Origin of the sequence: Candidatus Pelagibacter sp. HIMB1709 (assembly GCF_052047635.1) — a bacterium.
In the GTDB taxonomy this organism is placed as follows: Bacteria; Pseudomonadota; Alphaproteobacteria; order Pelagibacterales; family Pelagibacteraceae; genus Pelagibacter.
Window position 1 is genome coordinate 478,382 of record NZ_JBNAJW010000001.1, and the last position, 18,332, is coordinate 496,713.

Genomic DNA, 18,332 nt, shown 5'->3' on the forward strand with positions numbered 1-18,332 from the left:
GCTTATTTTTTAATTTTTCTAGATCTTATTAAAGGAAAAGCTAAAGCAATTAAAGATAAAATAAAGAATGTTAAAGCTATTGGTCTTGTAAAAAACATTAACCAATTTCCATCAAATATAACCAGAGATTGTCTTAACGTACCTTCAACCAACTCACCTAAAATTAATCCAATAATAACAGGGACAACTGAGAAACCATATCTTCTCATAAAAAAACCAAGCACACCAAAAAATAACATTATCCAAACATCAATTATAGATTGATTTAATGAATAAGTTCCACAAACTGAAACTGCAAAAATCATTGGCCATAATATTTTATTAGGCACCAATGTTATTCTTGCAAAAATTTTTGCACCAAAAAAACCAAATATAAAGAACAAAACATTAGCAATAAGCATTGCTCCAAATATTCCATATAAAAAATCAGGTTGTTCTTTAAATAAATCTGGACCAGGTCTAACCCCATGTATAATTAATCCAGTTAAGATAACAGCTGTTGTTGCACTACCAGGAATTCCAAGTGCAAGGGTTGGTACCATCGCACCTCCTGTTGCTGCATTGTTTGCAGCTTCTGCACCTGCAATACCTTCAATAGATCCTTTTCCAAATTCCTCTGGTTTTTTTGAAAATCTTTTTGCTTCTGAGTATCCAATTAAGGAAGCAACTGTTCCACCTTCTGCAGGCAGCACTCCAATAAATGAACCAATACCACTAGATCTTAAAATTGTTTTCCAAGTTTTTTTGTAATCATCTTTGCTTGGAAGCTTGATTGCTTTTAAGGCTATTCTGTTAAATACTTGATTAATTAAAGTTGACTGAGTTAACATCTCACTCATTGCAAACAACCCAACAACAACAGGAATAAAACCAATCCCTTCAGTTAACTCGTTAATTCCAAAAGTAAAACGATCAATTGATGTCATAAAATCTTTACCAACTGTTGAAATTAAAATTCCAAATGCGCCTGCAATCAAATTTTTAATAGGACTACCTTCTCCAATTGATGCAAGCATTGTTAAACCGAAAATAGCTAATGCAAAATATTCTGGCTGACCAAATTCATATGCAAGCTGAGCTAATATAGGTGCAAAAAAGACAAGTATTACAACACTAAAAATACCTCCAACTGTACTTGAAACAGTAGCCATTCCTAGGGCTCTTCCTGCCTCTCCTTTTTGTGCCAAAGGATAACCATCTAAACAAGTTGCTGCAGCAGCTGGTGTTCCTGGTGTATTAATTAGAACTGCTGTTATCGCGCCACCATAAGTACCGGCACAATAAATAGAAGTTAACAATACAATTGCTGACAATGGATCAAGTGTCATTGTAAAAGGTAAAATTAATGCACCACCGGTTGTTGGACCTAAACCAGGTAACACTCCTAAAATTAATCCAAACAATGTTCCAAAAAATAAAACCAATAATAGCTTTGAGCTAAATAAAGGAGCCATCATTAATAATAAATTATCCATCTAGCTATAATAAATGTTAGTTATAATTCCAGGTGGAAATCTTAAACCTAAAATTGTTTCAAAAAAAATAAAGACAATCACAGGAAAAATAATTCCAACAAGCAATAAATAAAATATTCTTTTCTCTCCCCAACAATAAGAAACAAAAATAGATAAAACTGAAATTGCTAAAAAGAAATCTAAAGTCTTTGAAATGATTAAAAAAATCACAAAACTAGAAAGTGTTAAAAAAAATGACTTTGGTAATTCTTTTTGAACCTTCCAAGGGTTTTTAGTTGCTAAATAATAAATTAATAAAGTCATTAATATTATTAATACTAAAAGTGCTTTTGGAAATGTTGCGGGCTGTATTCCTCTATTCAAAATAGGAGGAACAATATCAAAAGTAAAAGTAGTGATTAATAATGCTACAGATATAAAAATAATTACAAAAGAGACTTTAAATTCGTCTCTAAAAAAAAAGGGCAAACTTTTGTTTGCCCTTTTTTGTTTTTGTACATTTTTCATATGCAAATGTACTTTTAATTAGATTAGTTAATGTAACCTAAAGCTTTTAGCTGAGCAGTCATTTCAGCAAGCATTTCTTCCATTTGCTTACCCCACTCGTCAGCACCAACTACACTAGTGTCATCAAGACCAATTTCTGTTAAGAAATTTTTGTAATAGTTGTGGCTCATAGCTTTCATCATTCCAGCTTCTAATTGTTTAACTCTGTCTGCTGGAGCACCTTTTTTAGTTACGAAACCTCTAACAGTAGATAAAGAAACAGGAATTCCTAATTCTTTAGCTGTTGGAGAGTCACCAATTTTAGCCATTCTATTGTTTGCTAAAACAACTGATACACAAAGTTTACCTTCGTTGATTTCAGTTAATGCTTCACCTAAGTTTAAAACACCTACATCGATATCACCTTTGATTAGGTTAGTTTTAATTGGCGCTACACCTTTGTAAGCAACAATAGTTGGATCTGTTAATCCACCTTTTTTAGTAAATGCAATTGCACTAACGTCATCAATACCACCTGTATGTGTTGTTCCATATTTTAGTGATTTTGATTTTTGCGCGCTAATGAATTTTTTAGCATCTTTAATTTCATTGTTACAGTTAACAACAAATAATTGAGGATCGTCTGTACCTCTTGCTAAAGGCTGCATATCACTTAATTTTACTTTAGTTTTTCCTAAAGCCATTGATACTGCGTGACCAGTAGTCCAAGTTAAAGTGTGGTTACCGTCTGCAGGTAAAGACATCATGTAATCCATAGATGCTGCTCCACCACCACCTTTTTTGTTCACTAACTGCATATCTTGTTTAAGAACTCTTCTTGCTCTTAATAACATCATTCTAGTAGTAACGTCAGTTCCACCACCAAAACCAGCGTGAGTAATTGCTTGTATTGGATGTCCATCAGCTTTTGCTGAAGTGATCATTAATGGAAGAGCTACAACAAAAAATTCAGTTACTAAAAAAGCAGCTGCTAAAAATAGTTTAAAGCTTTTTTTCATTATTTCCCTCTTTAGTTTATTTAGTTTATATATATACAACTTATATATAAATATTTAATCATACTCAGATATAAGACGTAAAGTAAAAAATGACACAAACAAAAGCTAACATTGCTCTACTACTTGGGGATCCTGCGGGGATAGGACCTGAGCTTATTTCAAAACTATTAAAAGAAGAAATTACAAATAAAGCAAATATTGTTGTAATTGGTGAAAAACAAATACTTGAGAGTGGATATAATGTAACCGGCATCCCTCATCAACTTGAAATCGTTGAAGATTTTGATCAAATTGATTTTAATAAATCAAACAGATTTTTATTAGATATTTCAAAAGGAAAAAATCATAAATATAAAATAGCAGAACCTTCAAAAGAATCAGGTGAAAGTGTTTTAGAAGCTTTAGATTTAGCACTAACGCTTGCTAAAGAAAAAAAAATTGATGCTATTAATTTTGCGCCAATGAACAAAACAAGTTTAAAACTTGGAGGAAATACCCACTCAGATGAATTGCAATTAATGGCTGAAAAATTAGATGTGAAAAGTTTTTGTTGTGAGTTTAATGTTATTGATAACTTTTGGACTGCAAGAGTAACCTCTCACATTCCTATTAAAGAAGTGGCTCAGCACATCACAAAAGAAAATATCTTAAAACCTATTAAATTAATAAATGAAGTTATGGAATTGAACGGAGTGAAAAATCCTAGGATAGCAGTTCAAGCACTTAACCCACATGCAGAATTTGGTACTGAAGAAAAAGATGAAATTATTCCAGCAATAGAAGAGGCAAAAAAACTTGGATTTAATACGGATGGCCCGTTACCATGTGATACTTCTTTTGTAGTTGCTTATAAAAATAAAAACCATGATTGTATGGTTGGCATGTATCATGATGCACTTCAGTCTGGACTTAAAGCATTTGGTTTTGATAGAGGTGTTACTGTTCAAGGTGGACTAACTGTTCCTGTAACAACAACTGCACATGGATCTGCATTTGCAATTGCAGGCAAAAATGAAGCCAACTTAGCTCCAATTTTAAATTCATTTAAAATTGCATTATCAATGGCTGAAAATAAAAAGAAGTTAAGCTAAGCTCTAAATTAAACCAGCATCTACCGTAAAATTTTGTTTAGTACATCCAGATGAAACATCTGATGCTAAATATAAAACCATCCTTGAGACATCCTCAGGCAAAACTTGTTTTTTAAGACACTGTTTGTCTAAAATTTCTTTTTTAAATTTTGGATTTAACCACACTTTTGACTGTCTTTTAGTTGCAACGGACCCAGGGGCAATAGAGTTTATTCTAATATTGTGTTGCCCTAAATCTCTAGCTAAAGATTTGGTTAAACCATAAATTGCAGCTTTTGCAGTACTGTATGCTGGAAACATCACGGCTCCCCTAATCCAACTAACAGAACCTAAGTTTATTATTGAACCACCTTTATTTTTAATCATACTTTTTTTTACTGCTTGAATAGCAAACAAATAGTGCTTCAAATTTATAGCCATTCTGTCATCCCAGTATTTTTCGGTAATTTCTTCAATTGTGTGCCTTTGATCATTGGATGCATTATTTACTAAAATATCAATTGGACCTTTTTTTTTAATAATACTCTGAATTAAAGTTTTGTATTTTTTTATATTTTTAATGTTGCAGAAATGAAAAGAAGGAATTTTTTGTTTTTTCTTTTTAATTTTCGAAATTAACTTTTGAGCTTCTTTTTTATCTATATCAAAAAAATAAACCTCGACACCTTGTTCACAAAGATGTTCAACAATTGATGCACCAATACCAGATGCCCCACCTGAAACTAAAGCACGTTTGTCTTTTAGGTCAAAATATTGAACTTTCATATTTTGATTATAAATATTATTTCAATATTTTCTTTATATCTTTTGTTTGAAATAAACTTGGTTTTTTGCATGTAGTTTTAATTACTTGTGGTTTATTTGTCTTACATGCTTTCATTGTTGATTGAATAATATCTAAAACATGAAGAGATAGATCTCCATTACATTTGTTTATTTTTTTATTTTCAATTGAATAAGCCATTTCTGCTAGTCCTGCTCCACGGTAATTTGCATTTGTAGGAGACTCGTTTGCTCTAGAACTCTGTGATCTTATGTTGATTTTACCAAGATGCATTTTGTTTGTTTTATACTCTTTCCAAGGGTCTCCTAATTTATTACAAACATAAACAGATCCACCAAACATATTTGGATCTGGTACAATCATGGAACCTTTGCTTCCATATAATTCAATGTGATTTCTTTGATGTGCAATAACATCAAATGATAAAGTTAATCTTATAATTGTGCCATTCTCAAACTGAATTGTTGATAAATATGTTGTTGGGCATTCAACTTTAAAAGTTTTATTTTTTTTAGGTCCAATTCCAATTGTTCGTCTCTTTACTCCTTCCATTATGCTACCAGTTACTTTTTTAGCTGGTCCCAATAAATTTACTAAAGCAGTTAGATAGTAAGGTCCCATATCAATAACTGGACCACCTTCTTTTTTAGCAAACCAAGGTTCTGGATTTGGATGATAGGATTGAACACCTGGAAATGCAAAAATTGCATTTCCTAATGAAATTTTACCTAATATATTTTTCTCTACTAATTCTTTTGATTTTTGAATTCCGCCGCCTAAAAAAGTATCAGGTGCATTTCCTATATAAAGTTTTTTTCTCTTTGCGATTTTAACAAGGTCTAAACCATCTTTAAAATTAATGGCCAAAGGTTTTTCAGAATAAACATGTTTACCATTCAACAAGGATTGCTTAGCAACTTGATAATGAGCTTTTGGAATAGTTAGATTTAATATGATTTCTACTTCTTGATCTTTTAATAAATCTTTTACTGATAATGCTTTAATTTTGTAAGTCTTTGCACATTTAAGTGCATTAGCATGATTGATATCAGCACATTTAACTATCTTTATATTATTAAAATATTTTTCAGCTCTAAAATAAGTTTCTGAAATATGACCACAACCTATAAGGCCAACTTTAAATACTTTGTTCATAGAGGATTAAATACCTTGTCTTTGCTTGCTTCTTCCTTCTTTGTAAAGTTTTAAAGCTTCTTCATTTTCTTTAGTAGTTGGAATTTCTAAAGTTGGACTATCCCAAAAAGATGATCCTTCTACCCATTTATAAGCATGAGTTTTAATTGAAATAACATAAGTTACATCGGATGCTTTAGCTCTTTTAAATGCAGCTTCAAGATCTGAAATCGAAGTAACGTGTTCAGATTTCGCACCCATACTTTCTGCATGTTTTGCAAAATCTACATCTACTAGACCAGGAGTGTTAGAACTCTTTAATAAGTTGTTATACTCTTTTCCACCTTTGAATAATTGAAGTCGGTTTATAACTGCAAAGCCTCCATTATCACAAACAACTATAATCAATTTATTTTTTGTAATTACTGAAGAATAAATATCAGTGTTATTTAATAGATAAGACCCATCACCTACAAATGAGATTACTTCTTTATCTGGATTAGCCATTTTAATTCCTAATGCTCCAGATATTTCGTAACTCATACAACTAAAACCCCACTCTGTTTCATGAGTATTAAGTTCTCTTGGTCTCCATACTTGAATTACTTCACCTACCAAACCTCCTGCAGCTGTAACTGCAATATCTGTTGGATCAGAATTTCTGTAAATTGCACCAATTACCTGAACATAACTTGGAACTTCCTGATTAGTTGGAGCGCTCTCTTTATCTATATGTTCATTCCATGACTTAAGTTCTGTTTGAGATTTATTATTCCAATCTTCCCCTGCTTTCCAATCACCTAAAGCTTGGGAAAGTTCAGTTAATGAAACTTTTGCATCTCCAACAACTGCTTGTGCTAAGTGTTTGTTTGCATCATATCTTGATACATTGATTGAAACTAATTTGAAATTTTCGTTTTCAAAGTTTGCCCATGATCCTGTTGTAAAATCAGCTAGTTTTGTCCCTATTGCAATAGCAAGATCAGTTTGTTTAGCTAATGTGTTTGTATTTTTCCCTCCAAGTCCTCCAATTTGACCTGCAAAATGAGAATGATCTCTCTTCATTGTTGAATAACCCATTACAGTTTGTGTAACTGGAATATTGTGTTTGATAGCAAACTGACTTAATTCTTCCATTGCATCTGAATAAAAAACTCCCCCTCCAGATATTATAATTGGATTTTTTGAAGATTTAATTTTCTCAGCTGCCTCTTTAATTTGAAATTCATCTGGTCTTGGTCTTCTAATTGTATGAACTTTTTCTTGGAAAAATTCTTCTGGATAATCAAAAGTTTGACCTTGGATATCTTGACTTAACGCAATACAAGCAGGACCACAATCAGCAGGATCTAACATTGTTTGAACTGCTATAGGAAATGATTGAATTATTTGTTCAGGTCTAGTGATACGATCAAAATATCTTGTAACTGGTTTGAAAGCATCGTTTGCAGTTATGCTTGGATTGTTAAAATGTTCAACTTGTTGCAATACTGGATCTGGCATTCTATTTGCATAAGTATCACCAGGTAAAAATAAAATTGGTAATCTGTTACTCATTGCAACTGCTGCTGCAGTAACCATGTTGGTTGCTCCAGGACCAACAGATGAAGTAGCAACAAAAATTTGTTGTCTTCTTTTAGCTCTAGCATAACCTATTCCAGTTAAAGCCATATTTTGTTCATGATGGCCTCTATAGGTTGGTAATTCTTTTTGATTTTCTTCAAGTGCTTGACCCAAACAAGCTACGTTTCCATGTCCAAAAATTCCAAAGACACCAGGAAAGAGTGCTTCTTTTTTGCCATTAATTAATATTTTTTGAGCAATTAAATATTTAACGATTGCATGTGCACAAGTAAGAGTGATTTTTTTCATAATTGGGTTTATTTTTTTTATGTATAATGTTTATATATATTTATATTTATAAATTAAAAAACCCAACTTAGTAAACCTTAAAAAATAAAAATTATGTATAGCAAATTTGGACAATTCATTGATGGAAAATGGCAAGAAGCAGAAAAAAAAGAGACATATGATGTAATCAATCCTGCAACTGAGGAAGTGATTGGAAAAGCATCAAAAGCGTCTTCACCAGATGTACATAAAGCACTAAAGTCAGCTGAGAAAGGTCTTAAAGTTTGGAGTAACACTACTCCCTGGCAAAGATCATATGTAATTAGAAAAATTGCAGATCTAATGAGAGAAAAAAAAGATGTTCTTGCTAAATGGTTAACACTTGAAGTTGGTAAACCTCTTGCTGAAGGAGTTGGGGAAGTTGGTGGAGGAGCGGATATATTTGAGTGGAATGCAGAAGAAACAAAAAGAATTTATGGTCAAACAGTTCAAAGTAGATTTCCTGATACAAGAGTTCATGTTTATTATCAGCCAGTAGGTGTTGTAGCTGCTTTAATACCATGGAACTTTCCAATTATTTTGGCTGCAAGAAAAATTTCAACAGCATTAGCAGCTGGTTGCTCTGTAATTTGTAAACCAGATGTAATTACACCTGGTGCAGTTATGGAATTAGTTAATATTTGTAAGGAAGCAGGTGTTCCTGATGGGGTGGTAAATTTGTTATCTGGTGATCCTGCAGAAATTTCAAATGAACTATTAGAATCTGATATTATTAAAAAAGTATCAATCACAGGCTCAACAAGAGTAGGTAAGTTAATATTAAAGAAAGCTGCAGACAAAGTTCAAAGAGTAACGATGGAACTTAGTGGTCATTCACCTTTCATAGTTTGTGATGATGTTGATATGAATAAAGTTGCAGACATTGCGATTACTGCAAAATTTCGAAACAACGGGCAAGTTTGTATATCTCCAAATAGATTTTATATCCAAGAAAGCAGAAAAGATGAATTTCTAGGTACTTTTATGGATAGAGCAAAGAAATTAAAAATCGGAAATGGTATGGATGAAGGTGTAGAGCTTGGTCCTCTTACAACTGCAAAAAGATTAGAAGAAATTGAAAAACTAGTTGAGACAACAAAAAATGAAGGAGCTGATGTTTTAATGGGAGGAAAAAGACCTTCTGGTTTTAACAAAGGTTATTTTTATGAGCCAACTGTTTTTGATAATGTAAAAGATGATTTTACAATTATGAGAGAAGAACCATTTGGTCCTTTAGTGCCTGTTCTTACTTTTAAAACATTTGATGAAGTTATTGAAAGAGCAAACAATAATGATCTTGGTTTATGTAGTTATTTGTATACAAACAATATGGATCAAGCGAATAGAGGCTCTGAAATGTTAGAGTCTGGTTGTGTTGCTGTTAATACTGGGGCAGTTGCTGTAGCAGAAGCTCCTTTTGGTGGTATCAAACAAACTGGTTATGGACGTGAAGGTGGATCAATGGCGATTAAAGATTATCTAAACGTTAAATACACGCACATGGCATTAAAGGTATAAAAATGAGAAAAAATAAAATTAAACAAATGATGAAAGACGGTAAACCCGTCATTAATGGTTGGTGCGCAATTCCAAGTACTGCATCTGCAGAAGCAATGGCACATCAGGGTTGGGATTCTTTAACTATAGATATGCAACATGGTTTAGTTGATTACAGTAATGCCCTTCCAATGCTTCAAACAATTTCGACAACAGATGTCACTCCACTTGCTAGAGTTAATTGGAATGAGCCAGGTCAAATAATGAAAATTTTAGATGCTGGTTGTTATGGAATTGTCTGTCCAATGGTAAGTAATAGAAAAGAAGCTGAAAATTTTGTTCAAGCTTGTATGTACCCACCTGATGGCTACAGAAGTTTTGGTCCTGTTAGAGGATTAATTTATGGTGGTGCAGATTATGCAGATCACGCTAATGAAGAAATTCTTAAATTAGCAATGATAGAAACAAAAGAATCTTTAGAAAATTTAGATGAGATAATGTCTACACCAGGTGTTGATGGTATTTATATTGGACCAGCAGACTTAAGTTTAGCAATTGGTGAAAAACCTGGGTTTGATCGAGCTGAAACTACAAAAGCTTATTCTGAAATTTTGAGAATTCTAGAACATGCAAAGAAAAATAATATTTTTGCAGGAATTCATAATGGCACAACAGAATACGCAACGAAGATGATTGAAAAAGGTTTCGATTTTGTAACAATAGCATCTGATTTAAGAGCTTTAAGTGCTGGGGCAAAAGCAACTGTAGATAAGATGAAAGGTTCTTTGTCTAAAAAAGACGACAACGCTACTTATTAATCAAGTTGATTTAAAAATTCTTCAAACTGATTTTTATCTAAATTAGAAGATTGCTTCTTGCCTGGAAACTTTCCAGACATAGAATCTTTTTTAAATGCTTTAAGTGCTTTAACTCTTTCAACCTTAATTTCATTTCTAAGTTTTAATAAGTTTCCATAAGCTTTAGAATGTCTTGGCGGATTTTCGGTATCACCACAAATATCTTCCATAAATAAATACATCACATCTGCATTTCTTCCAGATCCTAAAGAGACTGTGACAATATCTGTTCGTTTAGAAATTTCTCCCATTACATTTTCAGGTATTACTTCACACTCAGCAGAAAAAGCTCCTGCATCTTCCAATCTTTTAAATTTTTGGAATAACTCATAAGCCTCATTTGCAGTTTTACCAACTGCTCGAAGTCCACCTATCCAAGTTGATTTTCTTGGAACTAATCCTAAGTGACCCATAACAGGCACATCTTCTTTTGCTAGCATTTCTACTATGTCCATACTTCTTGGTGTCATCACTGCATCAGCACCATTTTCTAAAGCTTTAAATGCTCCACGCATAATATCATCTGCTGTAACAAATTCGTTCAAAACTAAAGCTGCGGTTAAAAAAAGATTTTTTGACCCTTCCCTAACTGGAATAACATTTTTAGCATTAGCAATAATCATGTCAAAACCAGCTTTTTCTGCAGCTGATGCTTCATCAACAGTATTTGCAGTAACTTGAGTAAATTTTCTTTTACCTTTGGCTGCTTTTAAATCACCTACTGTGGTTGATCTTTTGGCTGGTTTTGCAGCCCATGTATAGACATTCTTCATTATTTAACATCTTTATAGAGAATATCTCTTCTATCTATAAATCCTTCGAATGTTTTAATAGTAACAACTGATGGTAAAATAAAAATTGATCTTTTATCTTTTTCGTTTCTGATAATTCTAAAGTATCCTTTCTTTATAGCCGTATCAATATAGACATTCGATGTTAAATAAGATTTCTCTATAACTCTTAACAGTTCATTTTTAGTAATGGATTTATTTTTATAATAAGCAAGCATCACCATATGCAACATAATCCAGTGTTGAGGTGTTAAAGAAAACCAATTTAATAACTCATTTGCTAACCTTCCCTCAAAATCTCCAAGTGAAATTTCAGCTAATTTAATTCTTTTTTGTGTAAGTTTTGGAATTTTTTTATCTTCTTCAAAATGTTTTGGATACTTAAACTGTCTTTTCATTTAAATAAACTTAAACTTAATAAGTTTTCTATTCAATACTATTTTTGCTTAGCAGTTCTTTATAAATATTATTTACTCTATGCACTTCTGAAGCTGTATTAAAATATCCTTCATATTCTATTTCATCTGGTGTTACATCGAAATGATAATGACCAGCATCTTTATCATCTTCATAAGAATGAAAATGCGTATGTTCACCAGACTCTCTTAAATTCAATTCTCCTCCAGTAGGGTCTCCAGTCCAAAGTACTGTATAACACTGCAATTTTGGACCAACAGGTTCATAAAATTGAAGAAAATCTTTTACACACTTCATTTGTTTTGGATCATAGTATTCATGTTTAATATCTTTATAATCTGGTTGAACATGAGATCTTACTTTTCCTTCTAAAATTCTAAACACACCTGCAATAGCAATATGCTCATTTTCTTTGAGATTTAAATTATTGGACAAAGAAGATCTCATTGCTTGTGGAAGCGAACCTTGATCACCTGATCTTCCTTTGATTTTTATTTTAATTACTTTTCCTTGTTTACCATCTGTATAATAAATGTTTCCAAGTCCACCGTGTTTTCGTGCGCTATATTTTTCAACAATACATTTTTTATCAGGACTTACTCTTGCAATAATAGATCTAGACTCGTCAGTAATTAAATTTTCATTAATTACTAATTCTCCGCAGTGACCATCCAAACACGACATTGCACCAGATCCAGCACCTAAAGCATAAGATTTTTCTGATCCAATCATTTTAGAAATTTCTTGATAATCAAATTCAGCACCAATAAAATTAGGATCATGCATGTATGGCTCACCACCAACATCTATGATTTTTTGGTTACCGCTAATTCCTTCAGATGGGCAATCCCATTCACGAAGATTAGGACAATCTACAACTTCTACTTCAACATTTTTAAAATTTTCTGAAAGTCCTTTTTTTAATGCACTCGCTATATCTTCAAGTGAATGATTTGAGAAAGTTCCTTTTTCTATTTTTAATTGCATGATGATAATAAGCTATAATTTATTTTGCATATTGTCTATAGATAATATATATAATTTCTATACATAAATAATTTTAAAAAGGTAACGATGATAAATAAAGATTTGAAAGTAGCCGTATTAGGTGCAGGTGCTATGGGCTGCCTGTTTGGAGGATTGCTAGCTGAAAAAGGTTTAAATGTAACTTTAATTGACGTTTGGAAAGAGCACGTAGATACAATTAATAAAGATGGTTTAAAAATGGATGGTCACGGTGGTGATCGTATAATTAAAGTTAATGCTACTTCAGATCCTTCATCGTTAGATAAAATGGATGCAGTGATTGTTATGTGTAAAGCAACTGCATTAGAACCAGCTTTAAATAGCATTAAAAATATTATTGGTGAAAAAACAGTATTCATGTCTTTTCAAAATGGAATTGGTCATGAAGCAATAATTCAAAGTATTGTTGGTAATGAAAAAGTAATCGGTGGAACAACAACACAAGCTTCTAATATTTTAGGACCAGGTCATATAATGAACCATGGCGCATTGCCTTCATGGATTGGTGAATATGAAGGAGGAATAACAGAAAGAATTACAGAAATAGCTGATACTTTTACTGCACATAATTTAGAAATGATTGCAGCTGAAGATGTTAAAAAAAGAAAATGGATGAAGCTTTTTGCTCTAACAGCAATTGGTCCTCTTTCAGCTATATTTGATCTACATCACACCGATCTTTACATAAATAATAAGGCTAATGATGTTTCAAGAGGGCTTGGTAAAGAAATCATTTTAGAGACAAGAGAAGTAGCACTTGCTGATGGAGTTAATGTTTCTGAAGATGAGTGTCTATTTATGTTCAATAAAATTGTAGATTCTATGCAAACTAACAAATCTTCAATGGCTTTTGATGTTCAATACAAAAGAAAAACAGAAATTGATTTTATAAGTGGTGCTGTTTCTAAAATTGGAAAAAAACATGGAGTAAAAACACCTTTAAATGACCTGATGTATAAAATGATTAAGGTGAAAGAAGGTATGTATAGTTAATGCTTAAAATTAATCGATTAAAAAAAATTAAAAGTAATTTTCCTGTACTAGTTGGAGACAAAGTTGTTGAGAAAAAAACTTGTAATTTATTAATTGATGAAATTAGTAAATCTAAAGCTTTTGATGACATGATTATGGGTGGTCGAAGCAGAATTAACAAAGGCTCAAAAAATTTTAATAACTACATTAAATCTTCAAATAATTCTGCAAAACTCTTCCAACTTTTTAATAGCAAAGCATTTTATAAAAAAATTGAAACTCTTTTTTCTAAAAATTTTAAGGATGGATCTTGGACAAATACTCACAAACCAAAAATATTTAATCAAAAGAAATTTACTATTAAAAAGAAATTAAATTCGAGCGAGTTAAAAAAACTATTAGGAAACAATTACACTAACCCAAAAGTTAATTTAGATATTGATTTTTCGGTTTCTAAAGGAGGATACAGATTGCGTCCCCATAGAGATGATATAACCAGATTGTATAATTTCTTAATTTATCTAACAGATATCCCAAAAAAAAATGGAGGATCGCTTACAATCTATAGAAAAAAATCTAAGAAAAATTTAAGAAAAAGTTTCAGAAGATTTCCAAAAATGAGTGAACTAGAAATAGTTAAAGCTTTCACACCAAAGAAAGGAACTGTGGTATTTTTTCAATCAACACCAAATTCTTATCATGGAGTTAAGCGTTTTATAGAAAAAAACTGTCCAAAAAGATTTTTTATTTATGGAAGTTATGCGCTCAATAAACCTGTTATTTGGAATTTTAAAGGAACAGCTTACTATCCACATATCATCAGTACTAAGAAAAAAATGTTAACTTCTTTCCATGATGCAAATTATTTAACAACTGCTCCTAAGAATTGATATTGTTAATAAATTCTACTAGGTTCTATTAATGGCAAATAATCTACAAAAAAAATTATTTGAACAAGGATATTTGAGAGTAAAAAATGTTCTTAACTATCAAAGAGATTTAAAGCCAATCCTTAATGACATGGAATTTGTAATGGATTGCTTAATCCAAAAATTTGCGAAAAAAAAGGATGTAAAAAAAGTTCTTAATTTAGATTTTAAAAAAAAATATTCACATATATCAAAATTAAAAATTGATGATTTAGATCAATATTTTAACACTAGATTACCAAGAGATCACGTTAAGAAAGACAGTGATTATTTTGCTACTCAATCTTTATGGAATTTAATCACAAATAAAAACATTTTAGATGTTGTTGAAAAAATTTTAGGCAAAGAAATCATGTCTAATCCAGTGCAAAATACTAGAATTAAACAACCTGAAAAAAAATTACCAAAAGGATCAATTTTAGATGGTTTAAGTGGAAGAACACCTTGGCATCAGGATGCTGCTGTTCTTAATACTAAAGGACAAAAATTAACAGATATGGTTACTGTATGGATACCTTTTACAAAAACTACAAAAAAAAATGGGTGCATGATTACTGTTAAGAAAATTAATAAAATGGGATTATTAAATCATATTGCTGGTTATAGGGGCCAAGTAGAAATTAAAGACAGCAAATTACTAGATAAAATGGAACATATTCACTTAGAGGCAGATGTTGGAGATGTAATTCTTTTACACAAACATTCAATTCATTGTTCTCTGCCTAACAGATCAAATGATTTTAGAATAAGTGCAGACCTTAGATATAACGTAGCCGGCCAACCTTCTGGAAGAGATCCACTTCCAAATTTCTATGTAAGAAGTAAAAACAAAAAAAATCTTAAAATTCAGAATTTTAAACAATGGTTAGCTCTTTGGGAAAAAGCAAAAGAAAAATGCATTCCACGTAAATATGCCTTTAAATATCCTTTACCAACGTTTAAGAATAGTAAAAGAGATCTTTCAAAATTATTATAAAAAATTAATAAATGAATTCAGTAACTACCCGTGTCTACTCGGTAGACTTTTTTTTAGCAATTCTTGGCTATTCCTTATTTGTTATCATGGACTCTATAGCAAAAGAATTGACAAATTATTATCATGTAACACAAATAATATTTATTAATTCTTTATCGGCCTTACTGCCAATTTTACTTTACACGCAAGTTAGAAATTCCTGGAAAAAAATTAAAACAAAAAACTTTTTTGTACATTTAGTTAGAGCAATAACTTTAATAATTTCAATGGGATTATTTTTTCTTTGTATAAATAAACTTCCACTTACAACTATGTATAGTATTGTCTTCTTTACACCCTTTGTATTAACAATTGGTTCAGTAATCTTTCTAAAAGAAAAAGTAAGCTGGAGAAGATATACGGCAATATTAGTAGGTTTTATTGGAACAATAATTGCAATTGATCCTTTTGGGAAAGAAATAAATAACTATGTGTTATTGGCTTTATTAATACCTGTTTTTTCTTCAGTAGGTCATTTGTTGGTTAAAAAATATGGTCAATCAGAGAGTGTGTATTCATTTTTAATAATTGGAAAGTTAATTTTAATTGTTATTTCAGGTGTGATTACCTTTGAGCTTTATATTCCAATGACTAAAACAGATTTTTTTTTAAATTTTAATGCAGGTTTATTAAGAGGAATGGGAATGATTTTTATTATAAACTCGGCTCGTCATCTTCCAACTTCAATATTTGCAAATACACAATATGTTCAATTATTAATTGGTGCATTGATCGGTTTTTATATTTTTAATGAAATCCCTAGTTGGAATATTTATTTAGGAAATGTTTTTATAATTGGTGCTGGAATTTATATTGTTTTAAGAGAGATAAAACTTTCTAGAAATATTGTTTCAAATTCAATAAGGCCAACAACGATTTCAATAAAAAAGTAAGTTATTCAATTTAAGTTAAAAATATATATAAGTAAGTATGGCTAAAATATTAATAGCAGAGTTTATTAATCAAGACAGTTTAGATGATCTAAATAATACTTTTGAAATCAAATTTGATGAAAAGCTTTGGGAAAAAAAAGAAGAACTTAAAGAAATTATTAAAGATTATGATGGTTTAATTGTCAGAAATAAAACTCAAGTAAATAAAGATATTTTATCTAACGCTAGTAAATTAAAATTTATAGGAAGACTGGGTGTTGGTTTAGATAATATTGATACTGAATTTTGTAGAACCAAAAGTATTCATGTCCAACCTGCAACTGGTATGAATGCAGACTCTGTAGCTGAATATGTAATTTCATCTTCTATGTCTTTAATAAAAAAAATTCCTATGTTTCATCATGGAACGATCAAAGGTGATTGGCCTAGAACAACTATTAAATCTGCTGAAATAAATGGAAAGTGTATTGGAATAGTAGGTTTTGGTACTATTGGCAGAAAGGTTGCTGACTATAGTTTGAAAAATGGCCTAAATGTTTTGGCTTATGATCCTTACATTAAAAAATTAGATGATAATGAAAAAAATTATAAATTATCTTCATTAGAAGATTTATTTAAAAATGCAGATATTGTTTCTTTGCACTTACCTCTGACAGAAGAGACTAAAAATTTAATCAACAAGTCTTCATTCTCTAAAATGCAAAAACAGCCAATAATAATTAATACTTCTAGAGGTGGTGTTGTAAATGAGAATGATCTTATAGACGCTTATAATCAAAATATAATTTCAGGATTTGCATTAGATGTGTTTGAAAATGAACCTATTAAGAAAAATTTATACGAAAGAATAACATCTGAAATGAATTGTATTTTAACTCCTCATATTTCAGGTGTCACAACAGAGTCAAATATTAGAGTTAGTAATTTTATAGTTAAAAAGGCGATAGATTTTTTTAAGTAATTATCTCGTTTAGCTTTACTACTCTTCCAAGTTTAATTGATGTCTCAGCAGCCTCTCCAACAGCAACTGCAATTAATCCATCAATCAAAGATACCTCTGGCTTTAATTTATTTTTTACTGCATTTATAAAGGCTAAATGTTCATAATAAGTTGACCCATGATGATGTCCTGCTTCAAGTATTTTTGGATCTACACTAACACTTTCTTGTTTTGTTTTTCCATCTCTCATACCAATTCTTACATCTGAAGTAGTTTTCCCAGACTCGTTTGAAGGAACTGAAGTTTCAATTTTACCAATATTTCCTGTCGCGGTTAACTCTTCTTGCATTTCAGAATTTTCAGCAAACATACAAAGCTCAAGCATACTTCTCGAACCATTCTCAAAATTAACAATTACGTAAGCATTATCAATAATATCTGGTTTTTTCCCATCATATTCCTCATCTAAATGATTTACATCTTGTCCTCCACTCGCATAAACACTTACGGGCTCACTCTTAACAATAAACCGCATCAAATCAAAAAAATGACAACACTTTTCAACTAAAGTTCCTCCGGTATTTTTTTCAAATCTGTTCCAGTCATTTACTTTTTTTAAAAAAGGAAATCTGTGTTCTCTTATTGTTAATGTTTTTAGGTCACCAATTGTTTTGTTGTGAATTTCTTTGATAAATTTTGAAACAGGAGGCATGTACCTATATTCCATTGCAGTCCAAAATACTGATGGGTAATCTTTAGTAAGTTTTTCAATTTCTAAACAATCTTTTGTATTAGTGCACAAAGGTTTTTCAACCAATATATGTTTATTAGTTTTAATTACATCTTTTAAAATTTCTACATGGGTAAAATTAGGAGATGAGATTATATAAACATCAACTAAATTTTCTTTGATCAGATCTTGATGATTATCAAAGCAAACAACTTCCTTATTTAGTAGTTCTTGACACTGTTTCAAAGATTCTTCGTGAGGGTCTGAAAGAGCAACTACTTCAGCTTCATCGATTAAAGATAAATTTAAAATATGTTCTCGAGCCATTGTGCCAGCTCCAATTATTCCATATTTAATTTTTTCCATATTTATTATCTATCAGTTTA

The 18,332-nt window shown here is 31.0% G+C and carries 18 protein-coding genes; 8 read left to right on the top strand and 10 right to left on the bottom strand.

Going from position 1 to position 18,332, the window contains the following annotated elements; genetic code table 11:
- Positions 1–2: 2 nt before the first annotated feature.
- From ACTTAR_RS02710 to ACTTAR_RS02720, 3 genes are read right to left on the bottom strand one after another with little or no spacing between them, the layout of a single operon-like run.
- Positions 3–1,475: a tripartite tricarboxylate transporter permease gene (locus ACTTAR_RS02710; protein ID WP_440651199.1), complete on the bottom strand. Its 1,473-nt coding sequence runs from the start codon at positions 1,473–1,475 to the stop codon at positions 3–5.
- On the bottom strand, positions 1,476–1,982 hold the full coding sequence (locus tag ACTTAR_RS02715; protein ID WP_440697645.1) for a tripartite tricarboxylate transporter TctB family protein: 507 nt from the start codon (positions 1,980–1,982) through the stop codon (positions 1,476–1,478). It abuts the gene before it with no gap.
- A 23-nt stretch (positions 1,983–2,005) separates the two neighbouring features.
- Positions 2,006–2,980, bottom strand: coding sequence for a Bug family tripartite tricarboxylate transporter substrate binding protein (locus ACTTAR_RS02720; protein ID WP_440647715.1), 975 nt, complete (start codon positions 2,978–2,980; stop codon positions 2,006–2,008).
- Between the two features lie 89 nt (positions 2,981–3,069).
- Here ACTTAR_RS02720 and ACTTAR_RS02725 point away from each other — a divergent pair, with 89 nt between their 5' ends.
- The gene (locus tag ACTTAR_RS02725) at positions 3,070–4,071 is read left to right on the top strand and encodes a 4-hydroxythreonine-4-phosphate dehydrogenase PdxA (RefSeq protein WP_440680557.1); all 1,002 of its coding nucleotides are present in this window, start codon (positions 3,070–3,072) and stop codon (positions 4,069–4,071) included.
- Positions 4,072–4,074: 3 nt separating this feature from the next.
- Here the strand turns inward: ACTTAR_RS02725 and ACTTAR_RS02730 are convergent, their stop codons facing one another.
- The 3 genes from ACTTAR_RS02730 to iolD are packed head-to-tail and all read right to left on the bottom strand — an operon-like array spanning position 4,075 to position 7,861.
- The gene (locus tag ACTTAR_RS02730) at positions 4,075–4,836 is read right to left on the bottom strand and encodes an SDR family NAD(P)-dependent oxidoreductase (protein ID WP_440680558.1); all 762 of its coding nucleotides are present in this window, start codon (positions 4,834–4,836) and stop codon (positions 4,075–4,077) included.
- Positions 4,837–4,852: 16 nt separating this feature from the next.
- Complete coding sequence (locus ACTTAR_RS02735) at positions 4,853–6,010, bottom strand: Gfo/Idh/MocA family protein (protein WP_440680559.1); 1,158 nt, start codon at positions 6,008–6,010, stop codon at positions 4,853–4,855.
- A gap of 6 nt (positions 6,011–6,016) precedes the next feature.
- Positions 6,017–7,861 carry a 3D-(3,5/4)-trihydroxycyclohexane-1,2-dione acylhydrolase (decyclizing) gene (gene iolD, locus ACTTAR_RS02740; protein WP_440697646.1) on the bottom strand — a complete coding sequence of 615 codons (1,845 nt, stop codon included), beginning with the start codon at positions 7,859–7,861 and terminating at the stop codon, positions 6,017–6,019.
- Positions 7,862–7,954: 93 nt separating this feature from the next.
- Here iolD and ACTTAR_RS02745 point away from each other — a divergent pair, with 93 nt between their 5' ends.
- Positions 7,955–9,397, top strand: a complete 1,443-nt coding sequence (locus ACTTAR_RS02745; protein ID WP_440697647.1) for an NAD-dependent succinate-semialdehyde dehydrogenase — start codon at positions 7,955–7,957, stop codon at positions 9,395–9,397.
- A 2-nt stretch (positions 9,398–9,399) separates the two neighbouring features.
- Positions 9,400–10,194, top strand: a complete 795-nt coding sequence (locus tag ACTTAR_RS02750; protein WP_440697648.1) for an HpcH/HpaI aldolase family protein — start codon at positions 9,400–9,402, stop codon at positions 10,192–10,194.
- Here ACTTAR_RS02750 and ACTTAR_RS02755 read toward each other — a convergent pair.
- The 3 genes from ACTTAR_RS02755 to ACTTAR_RS02765 are packed head-to-tail and all read right to left on the bottom strand — an operon-like array spanning position 10,191 to position 12,428.
- A complete protein-coding gene (locus ACTTAR_RS02755; protein WP_440697649.1) occupies positions 10,191–11,006 on the bottom strand; it encodes a 3-methyl-2-oxobutanoate hydroxymethyltransferase in 816 nt (271 codons plus the stop codon). The genes ACTTAR_RS02750 and ACTTAR_RS02755 overlap by 4 nt on opposite strands.
- Positions 11,006–11,422, bottom strand: a complete 417-nt coding sequence (locus tag ACTTAR_RS02760; RefSeq protein WP_440656441.1) for a hypothetical protein — start codon at positions 11,420–11,422, stop codon at positions 11,006–11,008. Before ACTTAR_RS02760 ends, ACTTAR_RS02755 begins: the two co-directional genes overlap by 1 nt.
- A gap of 28 nt (positions 11,423–11,450) precedes the next feature.
- A complete protein-coding gene (locus ACTTAR_RS02765) occupies positions 11,451–12,428 on the bottom strand; it encodes a DUF1907 domain-containing protein (RefSeq protein WP_440680564.1) in 978 nt (325 codons plus the stop codon).
- An 87-nt stretch (positions 12,429–12,515) separates the two neighbouring features.
- On the opposite strand from ACTTAR_RS02765, the gene ACTTAR_RS02770 reads away from it, so the two are divergent.
- The 5 genes from ACTTAR_RS02770 to ACTTAR_RS02790 are packed head-to-tail and all read left to right on the top strand — an operon-like array spanning position 12,516 to position 17,237.
- On the top strand, positions 12,516–13,460 hold the full coding sequence (locus tag ACTTAR_RS02770) for a ketopantoate reductase family protein (protein ID WP_440680565.1): 945 nt from the start codon (positions 12,516–12,518) through the stop codon (positions 13,458–13,460).
- The gene (locus ACTTAR_RS02775; RefSeq protein ID WP_440680566.1) at positions 13,460–14,329 is read left to right on the top strand and encodes a 2OG-Fe(II) oxygenase; all 870 of its coding nucleotides are present in this window, start codon (positions 13,460–13,462) and stop codon (positions 14,327–14,329) included. The genes ACTTAR_RS02770 and ACTTAR_RS02775 overlap by 1 nt, the downstream gene beginning before the upstream one ends.
- Before the next feature lie 31 nt (positions 14,330–14,360).
- The gene (locus tag ACTTAR_RS02780; RefSeq protein ID WP_440680567.1) at positions 14,361–15,344 is read left to right on the top strand and encodes a phytanoyl-CoA dioxygenase family protein; all 984 of its coding nucleotides are present in this window, start codon (positions 14,361–14,363) and stop codon (positions 15,342–15,344) included.
- A gap of 11 nt (positions 15,345–15,355) precedes the next feature.
- The gene (locus ACTTAR_RS02785; protein WP_440680568.1) at positions 15,356–16,276 is read left to right on the top strand and encodes a DMT family transporter; all 921 of its coding nucleotides are present in this window, start codon (positions 15,356–15,358) and stop codon (positions 16,274–16,276) included.
- Positions 16,277–16,313: 37 nt separating this feature from the next.
- The gene (locus ACTTAR_RS02790; RefSeq protein ID WP_440680569.1) at positions 16,314–17,237 is read left to right on the top strand and encodes a hydroxyacid dehydrogenase; all 924 of its coding nucleotides are present in this window, start codon (positions 16,314–16,316) and stop codon (positions 17,235–17,237) included.
- Here the strand turns inward: ACTTAR_RS02790 and ACTTAR_RS02795 are convergent.
- Complete coding sequence (locus ACTTAR_RS02795) at positions 17,230–18,312, bottom strand: Gfo/Idh/MocA family protein (protein ID WP_440680570.1); 1,083 nt, start codon at positions 18,310–18,312, stop codon at positions 17,230–17,232. The two genes, ACTTAR_RS02790 and ACTTAR_RS02795, sit on opposite strands and share 8 nt — an antisense overlap.
- Positions 18,313–18,332 lie beyond the last annotated feature (20 nt).